This window comes from Mycolicibacterium septicum DSM 44393 (assembly GCF_000455325.1).
Classification (GTDB): Bacteria; Actinomycetota; Actinomycetes; order Mycobacteriales; family Mycobacteriaceae; genus Mycobacterium; species Mycobacterium septicum.
Genome location: NZ_HG322951.1, coordinates 479,423 through 504,959, shown reverse-complemented (window position 1 = coordinate 504,959; position 25,537 = coordinate 479,423). Strand labels below are relative to the sequence as shown.

Genomic DNA, 25,537 nt, shown 5'->3' with positions numbered 1-25,537 from the left:
TCTGCTCTGCACAGCTTTGCTGTGTTCCGTCCCCCGACCGTCACGCTTACTCCGCCATCGCGTCGGCAACCAACTGCCCGATGTGCTGCCAGTAGATGAAGTCGGCGACAGCCCGGCGTTGCTCAGGTCCATCCCCAGCGGCATGCGCCTCATAAACAGCCCACTCCTGGGCGTGGGACGCGTACTCGAGAAACGCCTGCAGGTGCACCTGACCGCGGTTGGACGCGCCGCTGCAAAGTGGCTGCCACACTGCGTCCCACAAGTCGAGCCGTCGGTCTTCGGGCGGATTCGTATCGACCGGTGCCGGCGGAAGGATCTTCACCAGATCGCCGTCACTGATCTGCGCCAACCGGGAGGCAATCTGTGGGGCAATCACCTTCAGGCGGTCGCGACCAGCCATCTGGCCCTTGGCCGGGATGTCCTCGGGCGTCAGTACTTCCTGGTGTACGCCTGCATCCGAGTTCTTGAACTGGTCCTCGGTCGCGATCACGGCGCGCAGCTTCATGTCGTGGTGCTGGGCCCAACGCTGCACCGCCACGACCGGGTGAGTCACCCAGCTCGCGCGCTCAGCGGGCGGAATCGACTCGTCCGCCGTGGCCATCGCTACGTGCTCTGGCAACTGCACCTGCTCAGGGATGAAGGCCAGGCCGTAATTGTTGGCGACGACGATCTTTCCGTCCACGGTGACCGCCGTGATCCAGAAGAAGATGAAGTCCTCTTCGTCGACCATGTCGGGGGCGTTGAGTGCCGCCGCGATCCTGCGCGCCAAGACGAGTGGATCCGATCCCGACCGCTTGGCCGCGTCCTGGGCAGCGTCGCGCTGGGCGCGCGCTGCGGACACCGGGATCGGTGCGACCTGCGCACCGCCAGCGACATTCGCAGCCGGCGTGACCGCAGGAGGCGGAGCGGCCGCTGGAGGTACCGGTGCAGCGGGAGGCGCTGTCGGCGGCGGGCCCAGCGGCGGCGCACCCATCGGCATCCCGCCACCCATGCCCATACCGCCCATCGAGCCACCTGGCGACGGAGATTGAACAGGGGCCGCGGATGCCGGCGCACCCGCCTGCGACAGTGGCGCCGACGTACTGGCCGGCGCCATCGCATCGCTGGCCGGCACCGCAGGTGACGGCGCCAACGGCGGCGCACCACCAGATGAAGCAGCGTGAACTGGGGTGTTGGCCGAATCAGCGAAGCCCTTTGCGAACTCCTGCAACGGATTTACTGGAGCTTGGCCAGCCGGTCCTTGGCCCGCCGCCTGCGACGCGTTCGCGGCTTGTTCCAGACCGCTCAGGCCGGACGAGCCACTGCTGCTCAGAGGGCTGGGAGCGCCTCCGCCAGCACCTGAGGGGCCTCCGCCGCCCTGCAGATTCGGCGAACCGCCGCCTGCGGGTGACGGAGGTGAGATCGATGGCGGCGAAGGGGTGGGCCCCCCAGCGGATATCGGCGTCTTACCGGGATTGGCGGGGGGCTGCCCTTTGGGTGGAACGCCTGACTGCGCAGGTGGCGCCACAAAAGTTGAAGGACCACCTCCTGGCTGAACTTTGCCTGGATCAACCAATTGGTCGACTGACGGATCGGAATCGGCCGGGGCCGTCACATCGGCTGGACGACCTGCACCCGGGCTAACCTTGCCGGGATCAACCAGATTGGCGACCGGCCGCTCACGTTCGGCCGGCGGCGTGATCTCGGGCGGTTTGCTGTCCCGGCTGACCTTCGTGAGAGCTGACAACGGACTGCCCTCGCCGGACCCATCTTCCGCGTCCTCTTCTTTCGGATCTTCCTTCGCCCGTTCGAAGTCTCCCTTTTTAGGCGCCGGCGGCTCATCGGACACGCCTTCCTTGCCGCTGGCCTTAGCCGCACCCCACAAAACAGCGGCTTTGTTCCACTCATTAGCGTGGTCCTGGATTCTTCCGATCGCCCCTTCTGCGCTGTTCTCATCTTGAAGTGTGTCATTGATGACTTCGAGCGCTGTCTTTATCGTCCCGCGAATCGTGTCCTTGACTTGGCCAATTAGTCCGGCGGCTTCGTCGCACCACGTTGCGGCTGTCGTCAGCTGGCGCTCGTGTGCTTCCATGGCCTTCGTGTGAGTATCGACCTTGACGTTGGCGGCGGTTGCAGAAACTCCCGCCCACGTATTTTCGCTCTTGAGGTACGACTGGCCGGACTGCCACCCTTCTTTAGCCCGAGTTAGATCGTTGCGAATGCCGCCTAATTGGGTGCTGCGGCCAACAAACGTTGACTCGTGCGTCTCCGGCCACCCCCCGTCACGAACCATACGATGTGTATAGTCGCCTTTCGGCCTGTCATCTGCTTCAATTCCTTGACCGATCATGATGCAGCCTTGCAAGCCCAATCAATGGTCATAACCATGAACGATGCAGACTGCGCCAGAAATCCGTCGGGCGCGGTGTATCCGGGCAGTGCGGTGACATAGGCGCGTTGGTACTGTGCCGCAAGGATAGCGATGTCCTCGAATGTGGGATTCCCGCTTGCTCGACCCAACCGTTCCAATTCATCAGCATTAGCTTCCATTATTGGAATTACGGCATCATTAATTGCCTTCTGTTCTGAGGTCCATTCCGTCGCCGGGATCTTTGCGTCTACAGTAAGCCAAGCCTCAGTATCTTTGCTGAACTTCGCTACCATTGAGGACCATCCGGTGCATTCACTATTTACCGTGTTCAAGAACAGCGCTGGCGCCTTTGGATCACCCAACGGAGATATCTTCGACGGCGGACCTGGTTCAGCGATCAGCGGGGCAACCGGTGGCGCTGATCCGAAAGAGATCGCCGAACACACGTTGTTTAGACCGTTGCCTATCGCGTTAGCGACGGCGACCACGTTGTCATCTTTTGCGGCGTAGGACGGTATGCGCTTGACGAAATCACGCGTATAGGCGATGAACTGCTCGTAGAGTTCGCGCATAGTCCTGTGAGGTGTTCGCTTCACCAAATTTACGGTCTGGTCCGCAGCTCGAGTCATCGCCCTGCCCGCTGCCTCGAACATGGCTCGCTGGTCAGGAGTCCACGCACTTGCGGGTATAGAAGAATCCCGATCGGCCCAACGAATCGTCTTGGTGCTGTCTGCATAATCGCGGGACAACTTGACCCACGCCTCACAAGTCGGGTCTTCCGTGATGATGTTCGCAGGTGCGGTGTCGTTGGCACTGGCGAATTCGGAGCCAGAACTGTTTGTTCCGGTATTCGACGGACCATTCCCGCCACCGTCAGGTCGGACAACGAGCACGGTAATGACAACCACCAGCGCGATGGCCAAGATGGCGGCTAGGCCGCCGAGGATCCATTTCGCCTTACCGCCACCGCTGGGCGGCGGTGGCCCGCCCGCCCACTGTTGTTGCGGACCCCACGGCGGCGGACCTGAAGGCGGAGGACCGGACGGCCCACCGGGATAAGGCTGCTGCGACCACGGTTGCGGCGCACCACCACCGGGCTGACCACCCGTAGGCGGTTGATGCCCATACGAACCCGGCGGGGGAGGCAGACTCATCGGCACACCTTTGACTCAGTCACGGATACGGTCACAACACAATTGCAGGATCAGACGGCGCTCGCCGCGGCGCCGTCCCGGCGGGCGGTGACGGCGCTTCCGGCGCGGACGCTCCGGGCGCAGGGGAGGTCTGGGGCGCAGACGGCGCAGACACCGGCGCACGCTCGACTGGCGCGGACTCTGCGGCAGCGCCCTCAGACGACTGCGCCTGCGCGTCGTGATCATCGTCGCGCTTTTCGCGCTCGTCACGCTCACCTGATTTGTCGGCGCCAGGCTGCCCGGTGCCGGGCTTGCCGGACGCGGAGTCAGCGTTCTGACCCATGCCACCGGTCATCTGGCCGATCTGCTGCACACCCTGCATCACTGCCTGCGGGACCTGGCCGGCCATCTGAGCCATTTGCATCGGAACCTGGGCGGCCGTTTGGGCCATCTGCATCGGCATCTGAGCCAGTTGCTGCAACTGTTCCAGGCCCTGGCTACCACCACCGGTGCCTATGCCTGTGCCCGATCCGCTCGATGCGCCGCCGGCAGCACTGCCGAGCCCCGCCGTCGCTCCCTCAACCTGCCCGGCAATGTCCTGGTCGGATTTCTCATACTTGTCGGCAGCGGCTTGAATGCTCCGGGCCGTGGCCTGCGCATCAGCCTTGGTCTGGCCTACACCGTTGATGAACGCTTCTTCGACACTCTGGGTCTTGGTGGCCAACGCTTGCGACATCGGATCGGTGCCCTCCGTCGTGTACCGCTGCGGAGGCTCCGGTATGGCACCGGCATGGGATTCCATCGACGCACCGTGGCTCCGCAGCTCGGCCGGACTAACCCTCAACTCACCACTCATCGGTATCCCCAATCACCCGGCACACCAACCGTATCCACGTCCCAAACTCCGCCAGAGTTTCTGCCACGAGTAGCAGTTGGCTTCACCGACACCGGAATGATGCGAAGAGTGCGCGTCAGCACAGAGCCCACCGGTCTCACCAAGCAGCGCTTTCCGACCGAACTGTTCTTCCGTAACGGCACCGGGTTGGCCGCTTCTACGAACATTCGGGCACCGCGCGAGCCCCGGCTCACCAGCCCAGACACGCCCATACTGTGGTCCCCTCCACCAAATAGCTCAGCAAAAGACTACCTGAGCCCCGACCACCCCGATTGCGCAAAATTTGGGCGGCTACCGTCGATCAGCGGCCTCGCAGGTCACCTTTGGCCGGGGTGATACCTCGGGAGATTGCGGGTGATGCTCCGCGAGCCCGCGACCGCGTCGCGCACCCAAACTTCCCACGTCGGTGTCTCAGCCCAACGTGTGTGCCGTGCCCACCGGCCACAGGTGTTCAACTCGATGGACCGATGTCATGTGCTGCCGTTGATCATGGGATGACCGCGTGTCAGGTTGGGAAGCATGGGTTTCGCGCTCCCGACCTGAACCACGCTGTTCTAGCCGGCGAGGCCGGCCACCCGTAAGCGTCAGTGCAACCGCAGGTTTCGCAGCAGGTCGTACACCCCGGCAATCCACAGCAGCAGCGGGATCACCGCCGCAATGGCCGCACCGTCGGACAGTTCCAGGATCCGCTTGGTCACGGGCGACACCCGGCGCACGCCGTCAGTCGCGCCGACCGCGATGACGGCGACCAGACCGAGTGCGGTGTAGATCGCCAGCACCAACCAGGCGCTGCCCGGATTCCACAGGCACAGACGGACCATCACACCAGTGGGCACGGCGATGGCCGCCGCGAGCAGCGACCAGGAGCACCACCGCTCGGCGTACAACCGCGATCGGAAGCCACAGATCACAGCCACCAATACGGCCACGATCATGCTGTGGACGAAGAAGTGTCCCTGCACCACAACCGCAATCGCGCCGACCGAGAGCACCAGCGAGCCAGCCGACAGGAAGCCGATCAACAGCTGGCGGGTCAGCAAGCTGCGCTCTTGCAGTCGCGCAGCCGATTCGGGCACCGAGGCGATGATCGCCTTCCACGTGGGTGATGCCTCGTCCACTTCGTCCGGTGTGATGACCGGATCGAGCAGCTCGTCGTTGGACACCGTCTCACCGGGCGCCGGAATCGGCGGCAGGGCGATACGGGCAACAGCGACAGTGAGTTTCGCGGCGTTGGTCACCACGATCAATCCGAAGGCGATGGCACCCGCCGGCACCCAGGCGCCCCCGCCGTACCCGACGGCGATTGCCGCCCCGGTGATCGCGATCGCCAAGACGGCGATGAAGGAGGCGACGTCGGCACGACGGCGCGGTCCACCGCGGGTGGCCAACGTCAACAACAGCACCACCGCGCCGGCACCGGCAACCTGTGGCGCGCCAAGGGAATCCGCGTCGTAGGGCAATGGCACGGCCAGCGCGGCAGCACCGCCCAACACGATCGTCGCGGCCAGCAGCAGGCTCTCGGCCATATCCAGGTTCTGGTAGCGACTCTGCGCCGCGAGGCTCCCGCCCAGCAGGCCCAGGCCGAACAACGCCAGCGCCAACGCCCACCACCAGCCCTGGCCAGCCCCGTTCCAGGACACCAGGGACATCACGGTGATGGCCCCGGCGACCACGGGGATAGCCAGGCCGACAAAGCGATTCAGTGCAGTGCGGTCGAAAATCGGTGACTCGTCGAGCACGGCGATCGCGTCGATCACGTCCTCGACCAGCGGGCGGTACCGCTCGGTGCGGCTGACCGACACGAGCGTCAGCAATGATCCGTCGACCACCCCGGCGTCGTCCAGGGATTCGTCGGCCTTCAGCGGCGGCGCACCCGGGCGCGCGAACGCCCACATGCCCTGCTCGGAGAAGTCGAAACCCGCGAGGGTGTCCTTCGGAGTGTCCTCGAGCAATTCGCCCAGCACACTCACCGTTTCATCGATGTAGGTCTCGATAGCCGCGGCGGCCGGCAGGACCAGATCCGTCATCCGCTTACCGGTGAGGATGGTGACCCTGGTGGTGGACGGCCTATTGGGCGTCGCGCTCGACGTGTCAGCGGTAGCTGCGGTCGCGGTCAACGTCGTTCAAGCCTGTCGAAATCGTCCGACAGGGCAGCCGCCAGCTCGGTGATGCGGCGCTGGAACGTATCGCTGAGCAGCTCGAGCTGAATCTCGGTGCCCGCGGCGATGTGCTTGTCCCACGGCAGCACGATGACACGGCCCGGGGGCACGTGGCGCTCGAACTGCTGCACCAGGTCCTCGACGTCGACGTTGGGCTTACCGGGTGTGACGTGGTTGATGACGACGCAAGACCGGCCGAGCAGATCCTGGTAACCGTTCTGGCGCAACCAGTCCATCGTGATGGCGGCCTGCCGGGCGCCGTCGATCGAGGCGCTGGCCACGATGACCATCCCGGACACGCTGGAAAGCACGCCGCGGGAAGCCTTCTGGAACAATCCGGCACCGCAGTCTGCGAGGACGAGGTTGTAGTAGCGCGACACCACAGAGGTGGCGCCCTTCCAGTCGTCGTCGTTGAACTCGCGCTGGGCTCCGCTGTAGTCCTCCGAGGACAGCACCTCGAGGTTCGACCCGTTCATGCTCGTGTACGCACGAATGTCGTTGTAGCGGGACAGTTCCTGGTCGGCGAGCAGGTCGGAGATCGTCGCCGCGGACTGGCGTCCGGCCCGGTCGGCCAGGTTGCCGCCGTCGGGGTCGGCGTCGATGGCCAGGATGCGGTCACCACGGACCTTGGCCATCGCCGATCCCAGTGCAACGGTGACAGCGGTCTTACCGACGCCGCCCTTCAGTCCGAATACGCCGATCTGGTAGGAATCACGGGCATTCCGCCGGATCCGGCTGTGTAGATCAAGTTCGTAGACCTCATCCGGCGACAGGCCCAGGTTGATCCGCGTCGTCAGGTACAGCCAGTGCCGCCATCCCCGCTGGGACGGCATCTTCACACCGGTCTTCACCCCGACGTGTGAGAGCGCATCGATCGCGCGGTGGTTGCCCATCGAGGCGGCCGAGGTGGGGCCGGGCGCGGCTGGGCTGGGGATCGCCTGCCCGGCGCGCCACTGGCCACTGACCTCGGGATCGAGATCGGCGAACTGCGAAGGAGCCGGACCCGGCGCAACGCGCGCGGCCGGACCGGGCAGGGGGCGCGCCTGCTCGTGACGTGCGCCCTGGCCGAACTGCTGTTGCTGCGGAGCCCGCAGCATCGAGTTCTGCGGCCACTGCGGCGCGCTCGCCGGCGGCTGCGGCATCGGCGCAGGCATCTGCGGTGCGGCCTCCGCGTGCCGCGGCTGCGCGGCCGCCTGAGTCTGGGTGGCTGCCGTGGGGGCCACGGGTACGTCCGTGGAACTGGTTTCCCCGACCGGGACCGGCGGCGGTGGCGACGCGGCCGCGGCGGCCTTCAGAATGGCATCTCTGTCCACGATTGCAGTGGCGTCGTCGACCGGTTTACCCGGTTCAGACGAGTGGAAGAGCCGGTCATAGTCGGCCGACATGGGGACCCCTCAGATAGTCAAGTACAGATGGCTAGATCTTTACACCCAAGCACAAGTGGTGGGCGGGTTCGGGCTATCACCAGATAGACCGAGTACCCGCCCACCAGAAGCATGCTTGATGCCGCGCCGTGTCAGGCAAACATTCCCGTGACGCCGGCTTCGGTCTGGGACATGGTCTGTCCCGCCTCGCTGATCGTCTGGGCGAGATTCTGCAGCGCCTGGTTCAGCTCGTTGGCGGTGCTGTCCCAGCGGGTCTGAACGGCCTGGTAGGCCTCGGAACCCGAGCCGCCCCACGCCGAGGCCAGCGAAGCGAGCGAGCCCTTGCCCTCGTCCAGCAGGCCGGCGGTGGTGCCGACGGCACCCTGGATCTCGGATGCGCCGCCTTCGATACCGGCGAAATTCCAAACCTGTTCTGTCATGTCTTTGTCTCCGTTCTTGAGGTCAGCTAGGTCAGATCTGCATCGACGAGGCCAGGTTGCCGGCCTGATCGTCGTCGGTGCTCGAGTACTGGGTACCCGAGGTGTGGATGTTGGTCGAGATCTCGTTCAGTTCCTGGATCTGCTTGTCAGCAGCCTCGTGGAACCGAAGCAGAGCGGCCTGAGCGGCGGTGCCGGCCTGGCCCTGCATCTGAGCCGCCAAGGTGCCACCGGTCGACTCGACCTGTGCGATGACGCTCTTGAGCTCACCGGAGATGCGCTCGAAATTAGCAGCCTCCTTGGCGAGGACGGCGGCATCTGTATTCATCTGTGCCATGTTGGATTCCCCTTATTTTTCCTTTGTCCTCACCAGTTGGAGATTTGGCGAGTCCTCCGGCCGGGTGGCCGGAAAGTCTTGTGGTGGACGACTACCAGTCGTCGTCCGCGTCTTCCGTTTGGTCGTACGTGAGGGCGGTCGGTGCGATCAATCCGTCCTTCGTCCCACCGCTCTGCTCTTCCTTGTTCTTGGCAGCGTGCACCGGTGCACCGCTGCCACCGCCGGCGCCGCTACCCACCGGCGCCATCGGACCCGCTGCACCCGAGGCTCCACCGAACGCCGGCTTCGCCTCCCCACTGATACCCAACATGTTGGACAACAACGCGGTGCGCGGCGGAGATCCGAGCGCGCCCGGCAACGACGCCGCGCGCACCAGGCCGGCTCCCGAACTCGGGCCCGTGCCCCCGGCCAGCGGATGGCTCGAGAAGGGCATCGCGCCCATCAGCCCGGACTGCATGCCCGACTGGCTGCCGCCCATGCTCGAGAACTGGCTGACCATCTGGGTCACCTGCTGCAGCGGTTGCGTGAAGGTCTGCATCTGAGACTGGAGCATCTGCGGGATCTGCCCCGCGAGTTGCCCGGCCTGCTGCCCCATCTGCATGGCCATCTGCATGCCCTGCTGCATCGGGTTCTTCTCGTTCGGATCCTTTTCCTGCTGCCCGGCGTTCTCGCCCTTGCTCGCCGCGCCGACCGCCCGCTGCTCGGCGTGATTTGCCTGCGCGGCGGCGTTGCCGGCAAGCAGTTTCATCGACGAGAACGTGGATAGGGCGCTGATCCCTTCGACCGTCATGTTGCGGGCGACACCCTCGGCGGTCCGCGGAGCCGTCGCTGCGAGTGCCGCTGCCGCGGTCGTCTCACCGATCCCCGGCAGCACGATCGGCATCATCGGCACGATCGGCTCGAACAGCAGGTTGATGGTGGTTTCGGCGTGGTACGCCTCCATCGCCCCGGCTGCCTGGTTCCACATCCGGACGAAGTAGTCCATCTCATTGAGCCCGATCGGCATCGTGTTGATGCCGAGGAAGTTGGTGGCTTCCAGGACTCCGTGAGTGACGTGGTTCTGTTCGATCTCCGGAATGGGCGGAGTGGTCGTCAGAGCCAGGGTGTACGAACTTGCCTGAGCGCCGGCCTGCAAGGCCCGCTTCTGCGCCTGCAGCACCATCGTCCGCAGCCAGATGATCATCGGCATGGTTGCGGAGACCGCACGCTCACTGGCCGTGCCGCTCCACACCGAGGTCAGGTTGCTCAGCGCCCCGGCAAGTTCGTCAGCCTGGGTTTCCAGCAGGATCGCGAGACCCTCCCAACCCGTTGCCGCCTGGAGCATCGGCACCGGTCCGGCGCCGACCATCAAGCGGGCGGTGTTGATCTCTGGAGGCAGCGCGAACCATGTCGGTGGAACGGGTGGTACCGCAACCATGACTGGATGACCCTATCTCTGACGAATTTGCCTACGGCTTGCTAGAGCGTGGTGGCCTGAGCCGCGTCGACCGCGTTGTAGATGCCCGCGATCTCCTGGTACGCCGCGCCCGCCCGGGTCAGCTCCTCCTGGGCGAACGAGTTCGCCGCAAGAGCCTCGACACCCTCGCTGGCGAAGGCCATGGCAGCCAGTGCCGAGACCTCGTCAGCGCCGGCCGGAACCAGCGCGGTGACCGCCGCAGTAGCGGTGGTGCCGCCGGCCAGACCACGGGCCGCGTTTGCGATCACCTGTGCCGCAACGCCTTCGGCGCCCGGGTTGTGCATCATCGGTTGCATTTGCTTGCTCCCCTGTTTCGATTGCAAATAACCAGGGACAAGCACTCATAGGCGACTTGGCAGAGAGTTTGCCAAGTCGTCAAGGAATCTGTCCCCCGATCCCTTTGCTGACGGGCCGCCGCCAGCGTTGCTGAGTGCGCTGTTCAAATACTAACTGCCCTTTCGGGGTGCTGAGAACACTTATTCCGCCGGTGGATCGACGTAGGCCGCCTGGATGACTTCCTTGCCGTCCGGCCCGACCATAAATGCCTGGCCAGGCGGCCTTTTCTTGACGATGATCTCCCGCGACGGGAAGTCGTTCTTCTCGCCGGAGAGGAACAGAGTCGGCGAACCCGCACCGTAGGCGGCGCCCACGAACTTGTCCATCGTCGACCGGTGCGCCAGGCTCATCTGGCACGCCACGATGACGTGCAGGCCGATATCGGCCGCCGCGGGAAGCAGCGGCGCCAGGGGCGCCATCGGCGACATCATGCCCGCGGCGGCGGTGATCATGTGCCAGTCGTCGACCAGCAGCACGATGTCCGGACCGCTCCACCACGACCTCGCCCGCAGCTGCGCGGTGGTCAGGTCGGGCGGCGGCAGCCGCTTCTTCAGATTGACGGCCAGCGCCTTGATCGACTCCTCCAACGAAGCGCTGTTCCGGTTGATCGCGCCGGCCGCCAGCAGATGCGACTCCGGCACCGCGTCGAGCAGGCCCGACCGGTAGTCGGCCAGCATGAACCGCACCTGGTCGGGACTGTTGCGACTGCAGATCGCCTTCGCGACTGCGTGCGCGATGGTGGTCTTACCGGACTTCGGGGCACCGAAGATCAGCAGGTGCGGCGTCATGTTCATCTGGTTGTAGGCAACCGTGAGATCGGACTCGCGCACCCCCAGCGGCACCTGCCAGCGGGTCCGGTAATCGGCGTCGGGTCCCGGCGGATTCGGGTCGAGCTGATGCAGGTAGATCCGATCCGGCAGCACCCGCACCTGCGGCGCCTGATCGGTGTAGCGCGAGGCCACTTCCTGCACACCGGCCGAGATCGCGTCGACGATGTTGGCCGCGCTGTGGACGCCGTCCAGCCGAGGTACCCCGATCAGCAGGTGATGTTTCTCGAGCGAAACGGCACGTCCCGGCCGGTTCGCCGGGATATCCCGGGTGATCCGGTCGATCTGGGTCTCATTCACATCGCCCAGCCGGAACTCGATCTTCGTGCCCAGGTAGTCACGCACACGTGACTTGAGCTCGGTCCAGCGCGGGGTGGAGATGATGACGTGCACGCCGTAGGCCAGGCCCTGACCGGCGAGATCCTGCACGGCCGGTTCCAGATCGGGGAACTCGGCCACGAAGGCCGGCCAGCCGTCGATCACCAGGAAGACGTCGCCGAACGGATCCTGTGCAGCCGGGTTGTTCGGATCGTCCCGCATCTCGCGGTAGGACGAGATCGAGCCCACCCGGTACTGCTTGAACACCTGCTCACGGGCCCTCAAAACCGCTTTGACCTCGGCCACCACCCGGTTGACCCGGTCCGGCTCGGCACGGGTGGCCACGCCGCCGACGTGTGGCAGGTCCTCCATGTACATCAGGCCACCACCGCCGAGGTCGATGCAGTAGAACTGCACCTGCCGCGGCGTGTGGGTGGCCGCGGCCGACAGCATCAGCGTCTGCAGGAAGGTCGACTTCCCGGTCTGCGGTGCACCGCCGATCGCGATGTTGCCGCCGGCCGCCGACACGTCGACGCCCCAGATGTCCTGGCGGTGCCTGCGCGGCTCGTCCATGATTCCCAGGGGGAAGCGCAGGGGCTGCCGCTGGTAGTCGCGCTCGATCAGTTCGTTGACCGGAGTTGGATCCGTCAGCGGCGGTAGCCACATCTTGTAGGCACGGCTCTCACCGGTGCCCAACTGCCCGAGGACCACCTCGCGCAAGATCCTGGGTTCGGCGCCTGTAGTCATGGCTAGCTCACCGCCGTATCGAAGATCGGTGTCGTCGTGAACTGGTGAATCCGCACCCGGGACTGCCGCTTCTCCCGAGGCCTGGCCTCACCGTCCGCGGAGTCCTCCACCTCGGGCACATAGTTGGCGCCGGTGTAGAGGGTGCTGAACTTCACCGGGTCCTCCATGCCCACCCGCAGGAACCCGACGCCGCTCTCCTTGTTGGTGATGTACTGCGCCTCCGGCGTACCGATCACCGCCTTGGACTCAGAGGAGCTGGTGGTACGCAACGCAATTCGGTACGTCAGGTTAGGCTCGAGCTTGTCGATCCGGACACCGCCGGTGTTCAGCGACTGGGTGGCCAGCAGCAGGTGCACGCGCAGCGAGCGACCGACGCGGCAGATCCGGTCGAACAGCTGGATGAAGTCCGGGTGGTTCTGCAGGAGCTCGGCGAACTCGTCGACCACCACGAACAGCGTCGGGAGCGGCGGAAGGTCGGCGCCGCGCTCGCGGTGCTTCTCGTACTCGGCCACACCGGACAGCGCACCCGCGGCGCCCACCTGCATACCGGCCTGACGCAGGATCTGCTGACGCCGGTCGAGTTCACCGGTGAGCACCTCGCCCATACGTCCGACGAGCTCGGCTTCCTCTTCCATGTTGGTGACGACGGCCGCGGTGTGCGGCAGCTTCTCCATACCCAGGAAGGTCGAACCGCCCTTGAAGTCGGTGAGCAGCAGGTTGATCTGGTCGGGGTGGTGGGTGGCCACCAGCGACAGGATCATGGTCCGCAGAAACTCTGACTTACCCGAGCCGGTGGTACCGATGAGCATGCCGTGCGGGCCGGCACCGAACTCGGCGCCCTCCTTGATGTCCAGCTTCATGACCTCGCCGGACTTGAGTTCGTGGCCGAACGGGATCTTGAGCCGGTCCCGATCGGTGTCGGTGAACATCCGCCAACGCGCCGGGGTCACCTCTTCCACCGACTTGGCGCCCACCAGGTGGTGCCATTCCTTGGAGACCTTCTTCTGCACCCGGACGTTCTTGTCGATGATCGTCCCGGTGATCGACCAGCCGGCCAGCTTGCGGGCGATCCGGCCGGCCTGCGCCGGGGTCATCCGGTCCACGATCCGCGTCACCTCGCGGTAGTTCTGGTTCGGCAGCTTGTCGTCCGCCGTCCCGTCCGCGTCGACCCGCAGCCGGTAGGCCGAACCGCGGTGGTTACCCAGGGTGAGCACGGTGACGCCGGCCCGGCCGTCGACCGGGAAACCGGCCTTGCCACCGGTCAGATCCACGACGATCACGTAGGGGCCGCCGGGCGCGGCGTCGGCGCTGTGCGGGCCGCGCGCAGTGAGGTCGCTCAGGCCGTCGGGGCGGGTGTAGACCAAACGGGTGGGCCCGGCCGCGTCGGTGTCGGTCTGATGCTGGACGTGTGGCAGCCACTTGAGCCACGACCAGTTCGGATCCTCGGGGTTGTCGGTGAGCACCCGGATCTGCAACAGGTCCGGCGGATGGAACACCGCCAGATGGCAGATCATCGCGGTCAGCAGCGCCGAGGCGCCGTCGGTGTCGCCACCGACGGCGATGGTCGGAAACGTCCGCAGCTGAACAAGTTTCGGGCAATCCTGGATCAGGCCGTGGGTGCGCAGGAACTTGGTCACCCACATGTGGCTGACCGGCTCCAGGTGCGGCTGCGGCGCGCCCTGCGGGCCGGCCAACTCGCCACTGGTGTTCGGCTTGAGCAGCCGGTCCACCGCGATCTCGGCGCCGATGCCGATCCGGGTGGCGGCGTAGAAGTCCGAGTTGGCCTGACGGGACCACTGCCGGTGCGTGCCGATGATCGACAACAGATCGTCGGGATGCGGTGCGTGGTAACCGAAGAACGCCACCTGAGCCGACGCCGATGACGTCACCCGGGTGCGCAGGCCGGCCAGGTACCGCAGGTATTCCTTACGGTCGGCGTTGATCTCGGGCACCCGCTTGCCGCCCTGACCACCGCCCGACATGAAACCGACTGTGCCCATGATCATCATCAGCGGCATCATCAGCATGTACGGGGACAGCTGACGCACCCCGGTGAAGATCATGATCGCGATCATGCCGATCATGCAGCCACCCATGACCCAGGGCATGGCCTTCTGCATGCCCGAGGGCGGGATCTCGATCCCGAGGTCATCCGGTGCGGCGACATTGATCTCGCCCGGTGTCAGCCGCGGCCCCCGCTTGATCGTGGGGGTGAACTTCTTCGTCGTCATGAGCCTTGCTTGCTTTCGACTTTGCGCGGATGTGGGTCGGCAGGCAGCGTGTCGTGCTCAAGCAGCGCCGCGTCCTTCGACAACACCGGGCCCTCCACCAGCAGCCCGACGACCTGCCACGGTGCGTTCACCGAACCGGACAAGCCCAGATTCTTCGCGGCATCGTCATTCGCGATGCCGTACCTCACCCCTTGCGGGTCGATGTAATACAGGCTCTCGCCCACCCTAGGATCCGGTGACTGCAGCCGGACGAACTGGCCGCCTTCGATGTACACCGTTGCGTCGCCGCCGATCTGGTCGATCCCGGTGCCAACGGCCGACGACGGAATCGGTAGCCGGCGGCCGGCGATGACGGTGGTCTTCGGCGCCTGATCGCCCGGTTCACGCTGCCAGGCCCAGCACAGCACGGGTGAGTCCTGGCGCAGCAGCACCTCGAGCGGCTTGTCCGGCAACGGCGAGACATAGACCTGCTCGGTGATCTTGGAGACCGCGCTGGCCTCGACCGACGGCGGCTGCAACAGCCCGTAGGAGTTGGTGGCGCGCAATGCCGCAGCGGTGGTGGGGTTGACGCGGGCCACGCCGTCCGGCAGCACCACATAATGCTGCGGATCCGATTCGGTGGCCGTCTGGAAGACCGAACCGATCACCAGATTCTCCGGCAGCCCCACGGTATTCGGGGCGCCGGCGGCCGGGATCGCGGGCAGCTGCCACGGGCCCATGTTGGCCAGCGCGTTGAACAGGCCTTCGGAAACCGGTGTGGCCTTCGCGGTGACCGGGATGCCCACCGCGGAGCTCACCGCTCGATCGGACAGGTCGATACTGTGCCGGCCCTCGGCGGTCACCAGCCAATTACCGCCCTCGAAGTTCACCAACATGCCCTGGTTCGGGCTCATCGGACCGACCGCGAGATCCGTTGCCAGCGAGCGGATCAGGATCGAGGCTTCGACCTTGGGCGCCGAGCTGTCGGGCTTGGCCACGGTGTCGCACAGGGTCCAGCGCGATGCGGGCACGCCCGTCGGCGTGGCATACGGCGCACCCGGAATCCCGATCGGCTGGCCTTTGGGCAACCGGTTGAGCTCCTCGGACTTGACGGCGGACGGGGTGCCGGAATTACCGAGGGCCAACCGGGCCGAGGTCAGGTTGTACACCGGCCGCAGCAGGTTGCTTCCGGGCAACATCACATAGAGCTGATTGGTGGTGCGGTCCACCAACAACTGATCGCTGCCCTGCTTGCCCAGCGGCTTGAAGTACGCCATCAACGCCGCGCCGAGACAGATCAGCACCGAGACCACAACGCCGGCGAACACCGCACGGCTGTAGAACTGCAGCGGATCGTCGAACATCCGGGTATCCCGGCGCACGATCGCGTGCTCGACGCGGCGCAGCAGAAAACGCCAGCCGCTGACCTGGACCTTGGTGGTGAGCCGGAACCCTGCCATCTCTATTCGCCGATGCTCAGGCGGCTGTGAACCGCCGCGATCGCCGCCGCCATGTCTTCTCCGTTGACCTCACTGAGCTGATCGACACCCAGGTTCTCGAAGTCGAGCGACCGGGCCAGCCGCATGTCGCGGTTCTGCTCACCGGCCTCCACCAGCTGCCGGGCGTAGCGTCCGTTACCGGCGATGTCCAGTGCCGGCTTGCCGTTGAGGGTGCGCTGGCTCAGCAGGCTCGCCGCCTCGTGCACCCGCTTGGCCGCGGTGTCGTCGAGCTGCGAATCATTCGCCTTGGCAATGACTTTGGTGATATCGACGATGTCGTCGGGCGAGTACGAGTCGAATTCGATGCGGGTCGCGAAACGCGAACGCAGGCCGTCGTTGGTCTCCAGCAGACGGTCGATGTCGTTGCTGTACCCGGCGATGATCACCACCAACCGGTCGCGGTCGTTCTCCATCCGGGCCAGCAAGGTGTCCAGCGCCTCGGTGCCGAACGGGTCGGCGCGGCCGTCGCGCTCCTGCACCAGGGTGTAGGCCTCGTCGATGAACAGCACGCCACCCAGCGCGCGGTCGATCGTCTTGGCCGTCTTCACCGCCGACTGGCCTTCGTACTCGGCGACGAAATCCTTACGCGAGGTTTCGATCAGCTTCGGCTCCGCGATGACCCCGAGACCGGCCAGGATGTTGGCCACCACACGCGCGATCGTGGTCTTACCCGTACCGGGCGGACCCGCGAAGATCATGTGCTTGGAAGTCTGGGCCACCTTCATGCCGCGCGCGGCACGGATTCTGGCCATCTGGGTTGCCGCCCGGTAGGCCTCGATCTGCTCCTTGACCCGGCCCAGACCGATCTGCCGGTCGAGTTCGGCCTGCGCCTCGGCCAGCAGCTTGTCGCGCGCCGAGGTATCGGCCACCACACTGGAGGGATCCCATGGATCGGTGCGGGCAGCGATCTTCTCGGCAGTCGTGGTTTCCAGCCGGTAAGCCGGATCCCGCAGCGCTGCAGTGACTTTAGGCTCAGGGAAGTTCGCCTGCAACCATTCCAGGAGAACCTGGGCCGACTCCTCGTTGCCCTGGTTGCGCCGTGCCATCGCCAGAAACCAGGCGATGGCGCGTGAGCAAGCCGCCCCTGCCGGCGTACCGTCCGCGGCGGTGAGGCGTCGATCCGCCTCGGTGAACAGCCCCAGGTTGGCCGCCGCGACGCCGTGCGCCACCCCAGCCGCCGAGGCGAGGAAGTTGTCCGGCCATTGCTCGGCGCCGCGCACCTGGTCGATCACATCCGTCCAGCGTTGCGCCGCACCATAGATCACGGCCTTGACCCAGGCCACCAGATGATCGGACCCAGCGGCCGGGGCGTCTTCCAACGCCTCCATCGCGTCGGCGTAATTCCCCTCGTTCGCCTCCTGCACGGCGAAACCCAGGGTGATCGCCAGCGGTGAGTTGATCGGGTAGGAGATGTCCTTCCCATAGATGCCGCCGATCGGGATCCGCGCGCCGACACTGTTCATCGAGATCTCGGCGGTACCGGCCAGCTGACCGAAGTTCGAGCGTGAATACCAGGCTCGAAACAGCGTGACCCGATCGGTATCACCGCAGCGGATCCGCCCCACCCACGCGTCACACGCGGATTCGTCGTAGTTGGTGATCTCAGTGAATATCTCGAGCGAACGCGCCGGAGAACTGCTCAGCATCCCGACTGCCGAGCCGAACATCCCAGCGAGGTGGTCAACCATGATCGCCTCCATAGCGAGTCGAAAAGACCTGGGCCCGAGCATCATCGGCTTGCTCGGGCGTGAGCAGATCCAGGTCGCGGGTCAGAAAGTCGCGGGTCGCCGCGTCGTCGTGTCCGTGCTCGCGCATTCCCGCGAGCATGAACGAGTACTGGGCGGACTTGGCCTGTTGAGCGGCCAAACCCGCGATCACCAGGATCTCCTCGGCGAGATCCCGTTCGGTCAGATGCGTGACGTTGGGTGCCAACTCGATCCGCTGCACCCGGCCGTCCATGAACGCCGTCACCGTGACGGTTTCGGGCGGATTGGTGACAGCGAACAGCGGCACGGCAAGGTTCTCGTCCTCGTTGACGGAGCCATCCAGGTACCCGCCGCCGGATACGTCGTCGTCTTCCGCGGCGCCGGATGCGACATCGCCGAACACAACGCCGTCGTCGCCGTACGTCCCGAGCGCATCGAGCCCCGCGGCGTCCGATCCGTCGTCCGGGTATGAGAAATCGAGCGCCGAGAGATTGTCGTAGTCGTCATCGTCGTCCGGATGATGTGGCGGAAAGTCACCCACCGTGGCGGCCTCTTTCAGTGCAGGTAGGAGCGATCCGGTTCAGACTTTTCGAACCACGAACCCGAGGGCAAGAATTCGATCAACCCATCCAGGGCGCGTTGCAGGTTGTCCTTGGTGCCGGTCAGGAAGCTGCCGTAGAGCTCCCCGTTCACCCGGCGCGGGATGGACACGATGCGTCCCAGCTTGGAATCGAGCACACCCGCGGCGACGTCGACCTGAGCGGTGGTGCCGCCGGGATTCCGCTCGGACACCACGAGTTCCACCCAGCTCTCGGGCTCGGAGATGATGTTCGCGTACACCCGGGCCGAGGTCGGCGGAATCCCGTAACCGGTCAGCTCGTCGGCGGTCCGGCAGTTGGCCAGGGTCGCCGCGACACCGGTCAACGGCTCCACGCTGGCCGGCATCCCTTCCCCGAGCACGGTCATCACCATGCCGGCCAGACCCACTTGCGCGGCCACCCGCTGCAGCACCAGCATGTCGTTGTCACGGGCGGCGACCACGTGCCGACCACCCTTGCGGCACACCACAAACCGGATCATCTTCCCGCCCACGTCGCGGCGCCACCAGCGGCCCTCCAACGTGCGATCGGGCCGGCTCAAGGTGTCGAGCATGGCCGCCACTTCGGGGTGCGGCGTCCCGAAGACGTCCAGCACACCCTGGGCCATGAGGTCCCGCTCGACTTGTTCCCACACCGTCTTGCGCAGGTCGGGTTGCGGAATGTTCAGCCGGATTCCCATCGAAGGCGGGAAATCGGCCAGGCCCAGCCTGTCGGCGACCACCAGGATCCCGTCGATGGTCAATTCGGCGCCGACGACATCGTCGATCGCCTGCGTATTCGCGTCGGCGCTGTACGGATTGGTCATGGGTTCGCTCCGCCGCTACCGAACGGTTCCACGGAGGGCGCCGGCGAACGTCGAATCCGTCCGGTCGTACCCACCCGCGGCGCGCGTGAGCTTGTCCCCGAGGTCCTGCGACACGTTGGCCATCCCGGTTCCGGCAGCGCGGCGCGCATCGAGCGCGGCCTCGACAGCCGCGGCCGTCGACGACGAAATCGGTCCGTGCGTGACGCGCACCGAGGCGGCGACACCGTCGACCACTCCCGTAGCCATGGTCAGGCTGGTCGCAGCCTGACCTTGTTTGGCCGATAGCTCGTACAAATGAGCGGTGGCAACCCGCAAATCACCCGCCATGAAATTCCCCTCGATCCCTGTCCCCGGATTCTTACCTGTCGATCACGGCCGCAGATCCGGGTACACCGCGATCTAATGTAGCCGCCGCTGCCATATGCAGCTGGCCCTGCTCGAAATCCGCCCCGACATGCACCGGAGCCGGACCCACCGCGCCGCCGCCGGCAGCCGTGGCTTCCAGGTCAGGCGGCAATGTCTTGGCGGCCCCGTCATCTACGCCGGCGCCCAGCGGATCGGCCGCCGCACCCGCAGAATCCGCGGCGGGCGGGCCTCCTGCCTGGCCCTCCTCGAGCCCGTCCGTACCTTCGCCCGCCTTCTCGTCCTCGTCCTTCTCGTCATCCTTCTCGCGGCCGTCCCGGTCCTCACGGTCTTCGCCATCGCGGTCGTCCGTGTCGGAGCCGGCAGTTCCCGACGCCTCGTCGAGCTGGGCGTTGTCAGCGCCGCCGTTCCCCGGGTGCCCGGCCGCCTGACCGGCCATCTGTGCCGCCTGGGTCCCGCCCTGGGCCGCTGCCTGCGCCGCCTGCCCGGCGGCCTGCAACACACCGCCGAGAATCCCGCCGATCGGGCTGACCAATGAGCCCAGAATCCCGCCGAGGGCGCCCGCGGCATCGGCCGTCATGGCCGAGGACGGGGAGGCCCCCGCCGCCGCCGGCGACGGCATCGCAGGCGCCGATACCGGCCCCGACGAGCCCGTGGGCGTGCCACCGCCGCCACCAGCCGGCACTCCTCCGCCGCCGCCGGTCGAACCCTCTGCCGAGGCACCCGGTGTCGTGGCCCCGGGATCTCCCGGGGCCTCTCGCTCCTGAGGGTCGTCGACCGGAGGCGCGAACTCCGCACCGCTGGGAGTGGCTCCGCCGGCCAGGGTCTCGTATTGCGTTACCGCGGTGCGCAATACGGCCGCGTTCTGATCGACATGTCCGCGCAGGGTTCTCAGATCGCCGCTCGAGTCGCCGACGGCCTTGGCCACCATCGCGAATTCGGCTGACAGCTGAGCCGCCGTTCCGAAGCCCGGAATGATTCCGGCGCTCGTGGTCAGCAGGCTCATCGCGCCGAGCCAGTCGGAATGTCCGTCGAGGCTGTCGCGGGCGGCCGCGATCTGGCCGGCCTCGGCGGACAACACCCCGGCCACCATGTTGTCCAACCCGAGCATCGTCTGAGCCCGGCCGACCTGCTCGGTGTTGCGGATGGCGTAGGCGCTGGCGCCACCGCTGTTCCAACTGTCGTCCGGGAACGCCGACGCGAGCACCTGCCCGACCGCGCTCACCTTGTCCGCCCCCTGACCGAAACGTTGTCCGTTCTCCGGATCGCCGACCCCGGTACTGTGCTTCATCGACTCGATGGTCTGCTGACCGGCGGCCAGGATGGGCGACCGAGCCGTTCTGATCAGCCGCCGGCCGATCTGCGAGGCGAAGAAGTTGGCGGTCTTCTGGCTGAGATCGGCGATCTGGCCGCCGAACTTGGCAGCCTGGTCGAGTTCGGCACCGACTGTGTTGCGAGCGATGAACTCGCCGACCTTGGCGGCGCGCTCGGTCCACTTCAGATTGTTCTCGATCACGCCTTTGCCGAAATCGGCAATATCCCCCAGCAGTCCCATGCCCCGTGTCCCCTTCGCCGGAACAGAGATTACCAGCGCATCTGACCCGGTCAGCACACCAATTTCGGCCGGGGAAGGGCACCCGCCCCAAGGTCGGGGAACTCCCTCCGACCACTATTTATCGCAGCTGAGGGAGCGTTTTCTGCGGGACGCGCCGATGAGTGCGCACCGTGCGCGGGTGGCCTGCGCGGTGTGGCGATTCCGGGGTGGTTCTCGGTGTCTCCCCGACGCATTCAACCGCCGTCCTGCCCAGTCCCGACGTTTGCCGAACGAATTTGCTATCTCGTAATTTCCGGCCGATTGCGGACGGATCGTGCAAGCCGGACGGGTTGTAGTCGATACTTGAGCACGGTCAAAGTTCCCTTGTGTGAGTTCCGGAGGAGATTCAGGCGTGCCCGACCCAGACGACACCTTGCGTAGAGAGCTCGGCTGGACGGGTCCGGAGGAATCGCACTTCGAACCCGATACCCGCCCCACCCGCCGGAAACCGCCCGAGCCACCGTCGATACCCGGCCGTCCCCCGGTCAATTTCGTTCCGTCGAAGGCACCGGAGACCACCGATCCCGACGACTCCGGGCCCTCGCAGGGCGTTCCGACCGACCCCGACGCCGAGCGCGCCCGCACCACATTCCGGGAGGCGCCTCCCGCACCGCCGGCCCCGCCGCAGCAGCAGGCTCCGCCTCCACCTCCGCCGCCGGCACCACCCCAACCTCCGCATGACGCCCGTCAGGCTCCTCCGAACCAGGCACCACCGAACATGGGCCAGCCGGATGCGCGGACCGACGTATGGGAGCAGCACCCCCCGGGCTGGCAGCTTCCGTCGCAGCGGCCGCCCGGCCCCGGGGGTCCGCCGCAGCATCCCTATGGGCCGCCACCTGGTCAGCCCTGGCCCGCCGAAGGCGGATTCGCCCAGGATCCCGGTGCGGTTGCACCGGCCGTACCCCCGCTGCCGACGGGCTCGTACGCCGATCGCATCCGGGTCAACGACCTGGTGCCGCCCAAGCGTCAACCGCCGGGCAGTGGTTGGCGACTGTTCGTGTACCGGGCGACGTTCGGCCTGGTCAATCCCGGCCCGTCGCCCGAAGACCTTCGACAGGCCGAGCTCGAGGCCAAGATCAAGGGCCTCCTGCGAGGCCACTACAAGGTCGGGGTCATGGGCAAGGGCGGGGTCGGCAAGACCACCGTCTCGGCCAGCGTCGGATCGATCTTCGCGCAGCTGCGTCAGGACGACCGCGTGGTGGCCATCGACGCCGACACGTCCTTCGGCAAGCTCGGCAGCCGCGTCGACCCTCAGGCCCAGAGCTCGTACTGGGAACTCGCCAACGACAAGCACCTTGACTCTTTCGCCGACGTGCGCAGCAGGGTCGGCACCAACGCCGCCGGGCTGTTCGTCCTGGCCGGCGAGGGCACTCCGGCCCGACGCCGGGTGCTCGACGCGGCGATCTACCGCGAGGCGACGACTCGACTCGACAGACACTTCTCCATCTCGGTGGTGGACTGCAGCTCGACGATGGACTCGCCGGTGACGCAGGAGGTGCTGCGCGACCTCGACGGCTTGATCGTGGTGTCCTCGCCATGGGTGGACGGCGCCGCAACGGCCGGCCAGACGCTGGATTGGCTTGCCGCCCACGAGATGACGGACTTGCTGCAACGCACCGTCGTGGTGCTCAACGACTCCGACGGCCACGCCGACAAGCGGACGCGTTCGATCTTGGCCGGACAGTTCTCAGGGCAGGGTCAGCGCGTGATCGAGGTGCCGTTCGACGGACACCTCCGCCCCGGTGGCGTCGTCGATCCGCGGGAGATGTCGACACCGACCCGGCGCCGATTCCTGGAGATCGCCGCGGCCCTGGCCGAGCACTTCCCGACCCACGACGAGCGGCGGGACCGCTAGCCGGAGCCGATCAGCGCATCGCGCCGATGAGTCCCTCCAGGGCATGGACTGCGGGGGCGTCGATGGGATATTCGGCCTCGGCGCGGGCCACGGTGTCCTCGGAAACGCCTGCAGCCGTTGCGGTCTCACCGATCGTCAGATTGGCCTGCCGACGAGCGGCATAGAGGCGCTGCCCGAGGGTCGCCCCGGGCGCGGTGGCCGCGAGGGTGGTCAGCTCATCGATCTGGCGCCGCACCGCGCTCAGCGCCTTGATCAGCGCGGGAGTCACCATGCTGAGCCGCGCGGCGCGGGCAGCCACCGCCTCGAGCTGACGCAGGTCAGCCAGCACTGACGTAACCCGCGGCGTGAACTCGGGTTCGCCCACTTTGGGCAACGTGGCGATTGTCGACTCCAGAGTGCTGACCGCTGTCAGGACCGCCTGGGCGATCAGCGGTACCTCTTCACTGGCCGGCGGCGTGGTCGTCAACGGCGGTTGTGCGGTGACGACGGTCGGCGGTTCCACGGGTGCCGGCGGAGGCATCGTCGGATCTGGCACCGGCCCGCCCTGGCGCAGCCGGGCGATGGTCCCCGGCGGCCAGCGCAACACCTCTTCGAGCTTGAGCCGGGTGCGTTCGCGGGGCCAGCTGCGACCCTTCTCGAACGCGATGAGGGCTCCGGCGTTGATGATCCCGTCGGCGGCGAGGCTGCGCTGGCTGATGTCGAGCTCGCGGCGCCTGGCGGCGGCTGCAGCACCAGCGCGGATGAGTCCGACATCGAACTCGCCCGTGGCGAGATCGTACTCAGCGTCGGTCATACGGGGCTGTTTCCTCGCCGATGTGCTCAGCCTCAGCCGAAGTGCTGAAGCGGTTGCCGGGACCCGTCAATCCTAACCCCAGACCGAAGCACCGCTACACCTTGGGTTTTTTGTATTTGTAGCAAACAACCCCGATGCTACGGCTTCTCCGCCGGACGAACCGTACAGCTGCTACGGGTACATGAAGGTACCCATCGGTGTTCTGACGTGCGGTTTTAGATCCAAAGCGACTTTCCCCAGGTGATTCGCCATCGTTACCAATGCAAATTTCCGTAGCGTTGCACCGCTGCGGTTCCAACCAAACTGTTGCATCGCTACGGTTCTTGCTATAGCGTTCCCCCCAACGCGGTAGACACCGCAACAGAAGTCCTCTAACAGGAGCAGCAGCATGAACGCACTCATGGCCAACGGCATCCCGCTCGGCGTGTGCACCAGTGAGCCGGAGCGGTGGACCTCCACCCCCGACGATCAGGCGAAGGTCATCTGCCGCGAATGCCCGCGGCGTTGGCTGTGTGCCCGCGAGGCCTGCGAACTGCCCCGCGCCGAAGGACTTTGGGCCGGGATCATGGTTCCCGAGGCGGGCCGCGGCCGCACCTTTGCGCTCAAGCAGCTGCGCTCGCTGGCCGAGCGCAACGGCTACCCGGTGCGCAAGCTCGGCCTGGTCTTCCCTGAAGCCGCCTGATCCTCGATCCCGCGCATAGCACCAGATCTTTTCTGGCCCTTGCGCTGCCGATTCGAGGGGACGGCAGGGCAGGGGCAGGTTTCCATCGGGGGAGGAATAGGGGCCCGGGGTGTGTCGTTACACCCGGGGACGGTGTCGGGCATTGCCCCGGGCCCCACACCAGAACAGTCGCTTCGAGCGACCACTCGCCGAGAGGCGCAGTGACGGCACCGTCCCCAAACTTCTCTTTCGACTACTGCTCGAGCGTGGCGACCACCGCATCGAGCAGGGCGTCCACATCGTCCTCGGCGTAGCCGCGCTGGAACAACGGCGGCCTGGGGAACGCGATGTTCCGGACATCGTCGGCACCGAGGTGCCCGCGTCCGTCGAGCCTCCGGGCGACCAGCGCAAGAAAGTCGTCCACCGACTTCTTGTCGTAACCCCGCTTGCCCAGCGGCGGCTTCGAAAACTCGGTGCTGCGAACATCTTCGGCAGTCAATCCCCCGGTCATGCGGGTCATGCTAATCGCGTCGGGTTCGCCCGAACGCGGTTACCGTGAGGTTCATGAGCAATACCGATACGGCGCCCGCCGAAGTCACCTGCGCCAATTCGGAGTTCACCGGCGTTCTGCACCCGCGGGAGGTGCCGCTGGGCGGGCCGCGCGCGATGCTCGTCCGTCGCACCCTGCCGCAGCGGGACCGGTCCATGATCGGCGCCTGGTGCTTCGCCGACCACTACGGCCCCCACGATGTCCGAACCGCCGGCAGAGGCATGGATGTGCCGCCCCATCCCCACACCGGATTACAAACGGTGAGTTGGCTTTTCGAAGGCCTGATCGAACACCGGGACAGCGCCGGAGTCCATGCCATGGTCCGGCCGGGTGAGCTCAACCTGATGACCGCCGGTGCCGGGATCTGCCACTCGGAGGTCTCGACGGCGGAAACGACGATCCTGCACGGCGTGCAACTGTGGGTGGCCCTGCCCGACGCCGCCCGCGACACCGACCGCGACTTCGCGCACTACGCGCCGCCGCCGCAGGTCCTCGACGGCGCCACACTGCGGGTGTTCCTCGGTCGGCTGGCCGACTCGCAGT

Annotated in this window: 22 protein-coding genes; 3 read left to right on the top strand and 19 right to left on the bottom strand. The window is 66.3% G+C overall.

The genetic code is table 11. The features are described from left to right. Positions 1-46: 46 nt before the first annotated feature. From TX88_RS34830 to TX88_RS02360, 17 genes are all read right to left on the bottom strand, one after another. Positions 47-2,329: an EspK C-terminal domain-containing protein gene (locus TX88_RS34830; RefSeq protein WP_210741641.1), complete on the bottom strand. Its 2,283-nt coding sequence runs from the start codon at positions 2,327-2,329 to the stop codon at positions 47-49. Next, positions 2,326-3,273, bottom strand: coding sequence for an ESX-1 system-associated protein (locus tag TX88_RS33060; protein ID WP_244438321.1), 948 nt, complete (start codon positions 3,271-3,273; stop codon positions 2,326-2,328). The genes TX88_RS34830 and TX88_RS33060 overlap by 4 nt, the downstream gene beginning before the upstream one ends. A gap of 262 nt (positions 3,274-3,535) precedes the next feature. Then, positions 3,536-4,285, bottom strand: a complete 750-nt coding sequence (locus TX88_RS02430; RefSeq protein ID WP_244438319.1) for a hypothetical protein — start codon at positions 4,283-4,285, stop codon at positions 3,536-3,538. A gap of 677 nt (positions 4,286-4,962) precedes the next feature. Beyond that, positions 4,963-6,495, bottom strand: coding sequence for a type VII secretion integral membrane protein EccD (gene eccD / locus TX88_RS02425; RefSeq protein WP_084621764.1), 1,533 nt, complete (start codon positions 6,493-6,495; stop codon positions 4,963-4,965). Beyond that, a complete protein-coding gene (locus TX88_RS02420) occupies positions 6,492-7,922 on the bottom strand; it encodes a MinD/ParA family ATP-binding protein (RefSeq protein ID WP_044514400.1) in 1,431 nt (476 codons plus the stop codon). Before TX88_RS02420 ends, eccD begins: the two co-directional genes overlap by 4 nt. Positions 7,923-8,053: 131 nt before the next feature. Beyond that, positions 8,054-8,341: a WXG100 family type VII secretion target gene (locus TX88_RS02415; RefSeq protein WP_044514399.1), complete on the bottom strand. Its 288-nt coding sequence runs from the start codon at positions 8,339-8,341 to the stop codon at positions 8,054-8,056. Positions 8,342-8,372: 31 nt separating this feature from the next. Continuing rightward, a complete protein-coding gene (locus tag TX88_RS02410; RefSeq protein WP_044514397.1) occupies positions 8,373-8,675 on the bottom strand; it encodes a WXG100 family type VII secretion target in 303 nt (100 codons plus the stop codon). Between the two features lie 91 nt (positions 8,676-8,766). Then, the gene (locus TX88_RS02405; protein ID WP_044514396.1) at positions 8,767-10,092 is read right to left on the bottom strand and encodes a PPE family protein; all 1,326 of its coding nucleotides are present in this window, start codon (positions 10,090-10,092) and stop codon (positions 8,767-8,769) included. A gap of 41 nt (positions 10,093-10,133) precedes the next feature. Further along, positions 10,134-10,427, bottom strand: coding sequence for a PE family protein (locus tag TX88_RS02400; RefSeq protein WP_044514394.1), 294 nt, complete (start codon positions 10,425-10,427; stop codon positions 10,134-10,136). A 180-nt stretch (positions 10,428-10,607) separates the two neighbouring features. After that, positions 10,608-12,359 (bottom strand): type VII secretion protein EccCb, encoded by a 1,752-nt coding sequence (eccCb, locus tag TX88_RS02395; RefSeq protein ID WP_044514393.1) that lies wholly within the window; start codon positions 12,357-12,359, stop codon positions 10,608-10,610. A 2-nt stretch (positions 12,360-12,361) separates the two neighbouring features. Further along, positions 12,362-14,590, bottom strand: coding sequence for a type VII secretion protein EccCa (gene eccCa / locus TX88_RS02390; RefSeq protein WP_044514391.1), 2,229 nt, complete (start codon positions 14,588-14,590; stop codon positions 12,362-12,364). Continuing rightward, a complete protein-coding gene (gene eccB, locus TX88_RS02385; RefSeq protein WP_044514390.1) occupies positions 14,587-16,029 on the bottom strand; it encodes a type VII secretion protein EccB in 1,443 nt (480 codons plus the stop codon). The genes eccCa and eccB overlap by 4 nt, the downstream gene beginning before the upstream one ends. 2 nt (positions 16,030-16,031) lie before the next feature. Then, the gene (gene eccA, locus TX88_RS02380; RefSeq protein WP_044519019.1) at positions 16,032-17,756 is read right to left on the bottom strand and encodes a type VII secretion AAA-ATPase EccA; all 1,725 of its coding nucleotides are present in this window, start codon (positions 17,754-17,756) and stop codon (positions 16,032-16,034) included. Further along, entirely contained in the window at positions 17,749-18,315 is a 567-nt protein-coding gene (locus TX88_RS02375; RefSeq protein ID WP_044514389.1) for a hypothetical protein, read from the bottom strand. The genes eccA and TX88_RS02375 overlap by 8 nt, the downstream gene beginning before the upstream one ends. Positions 18,316-18,329: 14 nt before the next feature. Continuing rightward, entirely contained in the window at positions 18,330-19,178 is an 849-nt protein-coding gene (locus TX88_RS02370) for an ESX secretion-associated protein EspG (protein ID WP_044514387.1), read from the bottom strand. A 15-nt stretch (positions 19,179-19,193) separates the two neighbouring features. After that, positions 19,194-19,505: an ESX-1 secretion-associated protein gene (locus TX88_RS02365; RefSeq protein ID WP_044514385.1), complete on the bottom strand. Its 312-nt coding sequence runs from the start codon at positions 19,503-19,505 to the stop codon at positions 19,194-19,196. Between the two features lie 31 nt (positions 19,506-19,536). Further along, on the bottom strand, positions 19,537-21,096 hold the full coding sequence (locus TX88_RS02360; RefSeq protein ID WP_044514384.1) for an EspA/EspE family type VII secretion system effector: 1,560 nt from the start codon (positions 21,094-21,096) through the stop codon (positions 19,537-19,539). Positions 21,097-21,487: 391 nt separating this feature from the next. On the opposite strand from TX88_RS02360, the gene TX88_RS02355 reads away from it, so the two are divergent. Beyond that, entirely contained in the window at positions 21,488-22,990 is a 1,503-nt protein-coding gene (locus TX88_RS02355) for a MinD/ParA family ATP-binding protein (protein ID WP_044514382.1), read from the top strand. 10 nt (positions 22,991-23,000) lie between these two features. On the opposite strand, the gene TX88_RS02350 is transcribed toward TX88_RS02355, so the two are convergent. After that, a complete protein-coding gene (locus TX88_RS02350) occupies positions 23,001-23,783 on the bottom strand; it encodes a hypothetical protein (protein ID WP_044514381.1) in 783 nt (260 codons plus the stop codon). Between the two features lie 388 nt (positions 23,784-24,171). On the opposite strand from TX88_RS02350, the gene TX88_RS02345 reads away from it, so the two are divergent. Beyond that, positions 24,172-24,465: a WhiB family transcriptional regulator gene (locus TX88_RS02345; RefSeq protein ID WP_044514379.1), complete on the top strand. Its 294-nt coding sequence runs from the start codon at positions 24,172-24,174 to the stop codon at positions 24,463-24,465. A 232-nt stretch (positions 24,466-24,697) separates the two neighbouring features. Here TX88_RS02345 and TX88_RS02340 read toward each other — a convergent pair whose 3' ends face one another. After that, a complete protein-coding gene (locus TX88_RS02340) occupies positions 24,698-24,964 on the bottom strand; it encodes a DivIVA domain-containing protein (RefSeq protein ID WP_044514378.1) in 267 nt (88 codons plus the stop codon). A gap of 44 nt (positions 24,965-25,008) precedes the next feature. Between TX88_RS02340 and TX88_RS02335 the strand changes: the two genes are divergently transcribed. Further along, positions 25,009-25,537, top strand: a 529-nt coding sequence (locus TX88_RS02335) for a pirin family protein (protein WP_162563064.1), incomplete at its 3' end; no start/stop codon positions are given.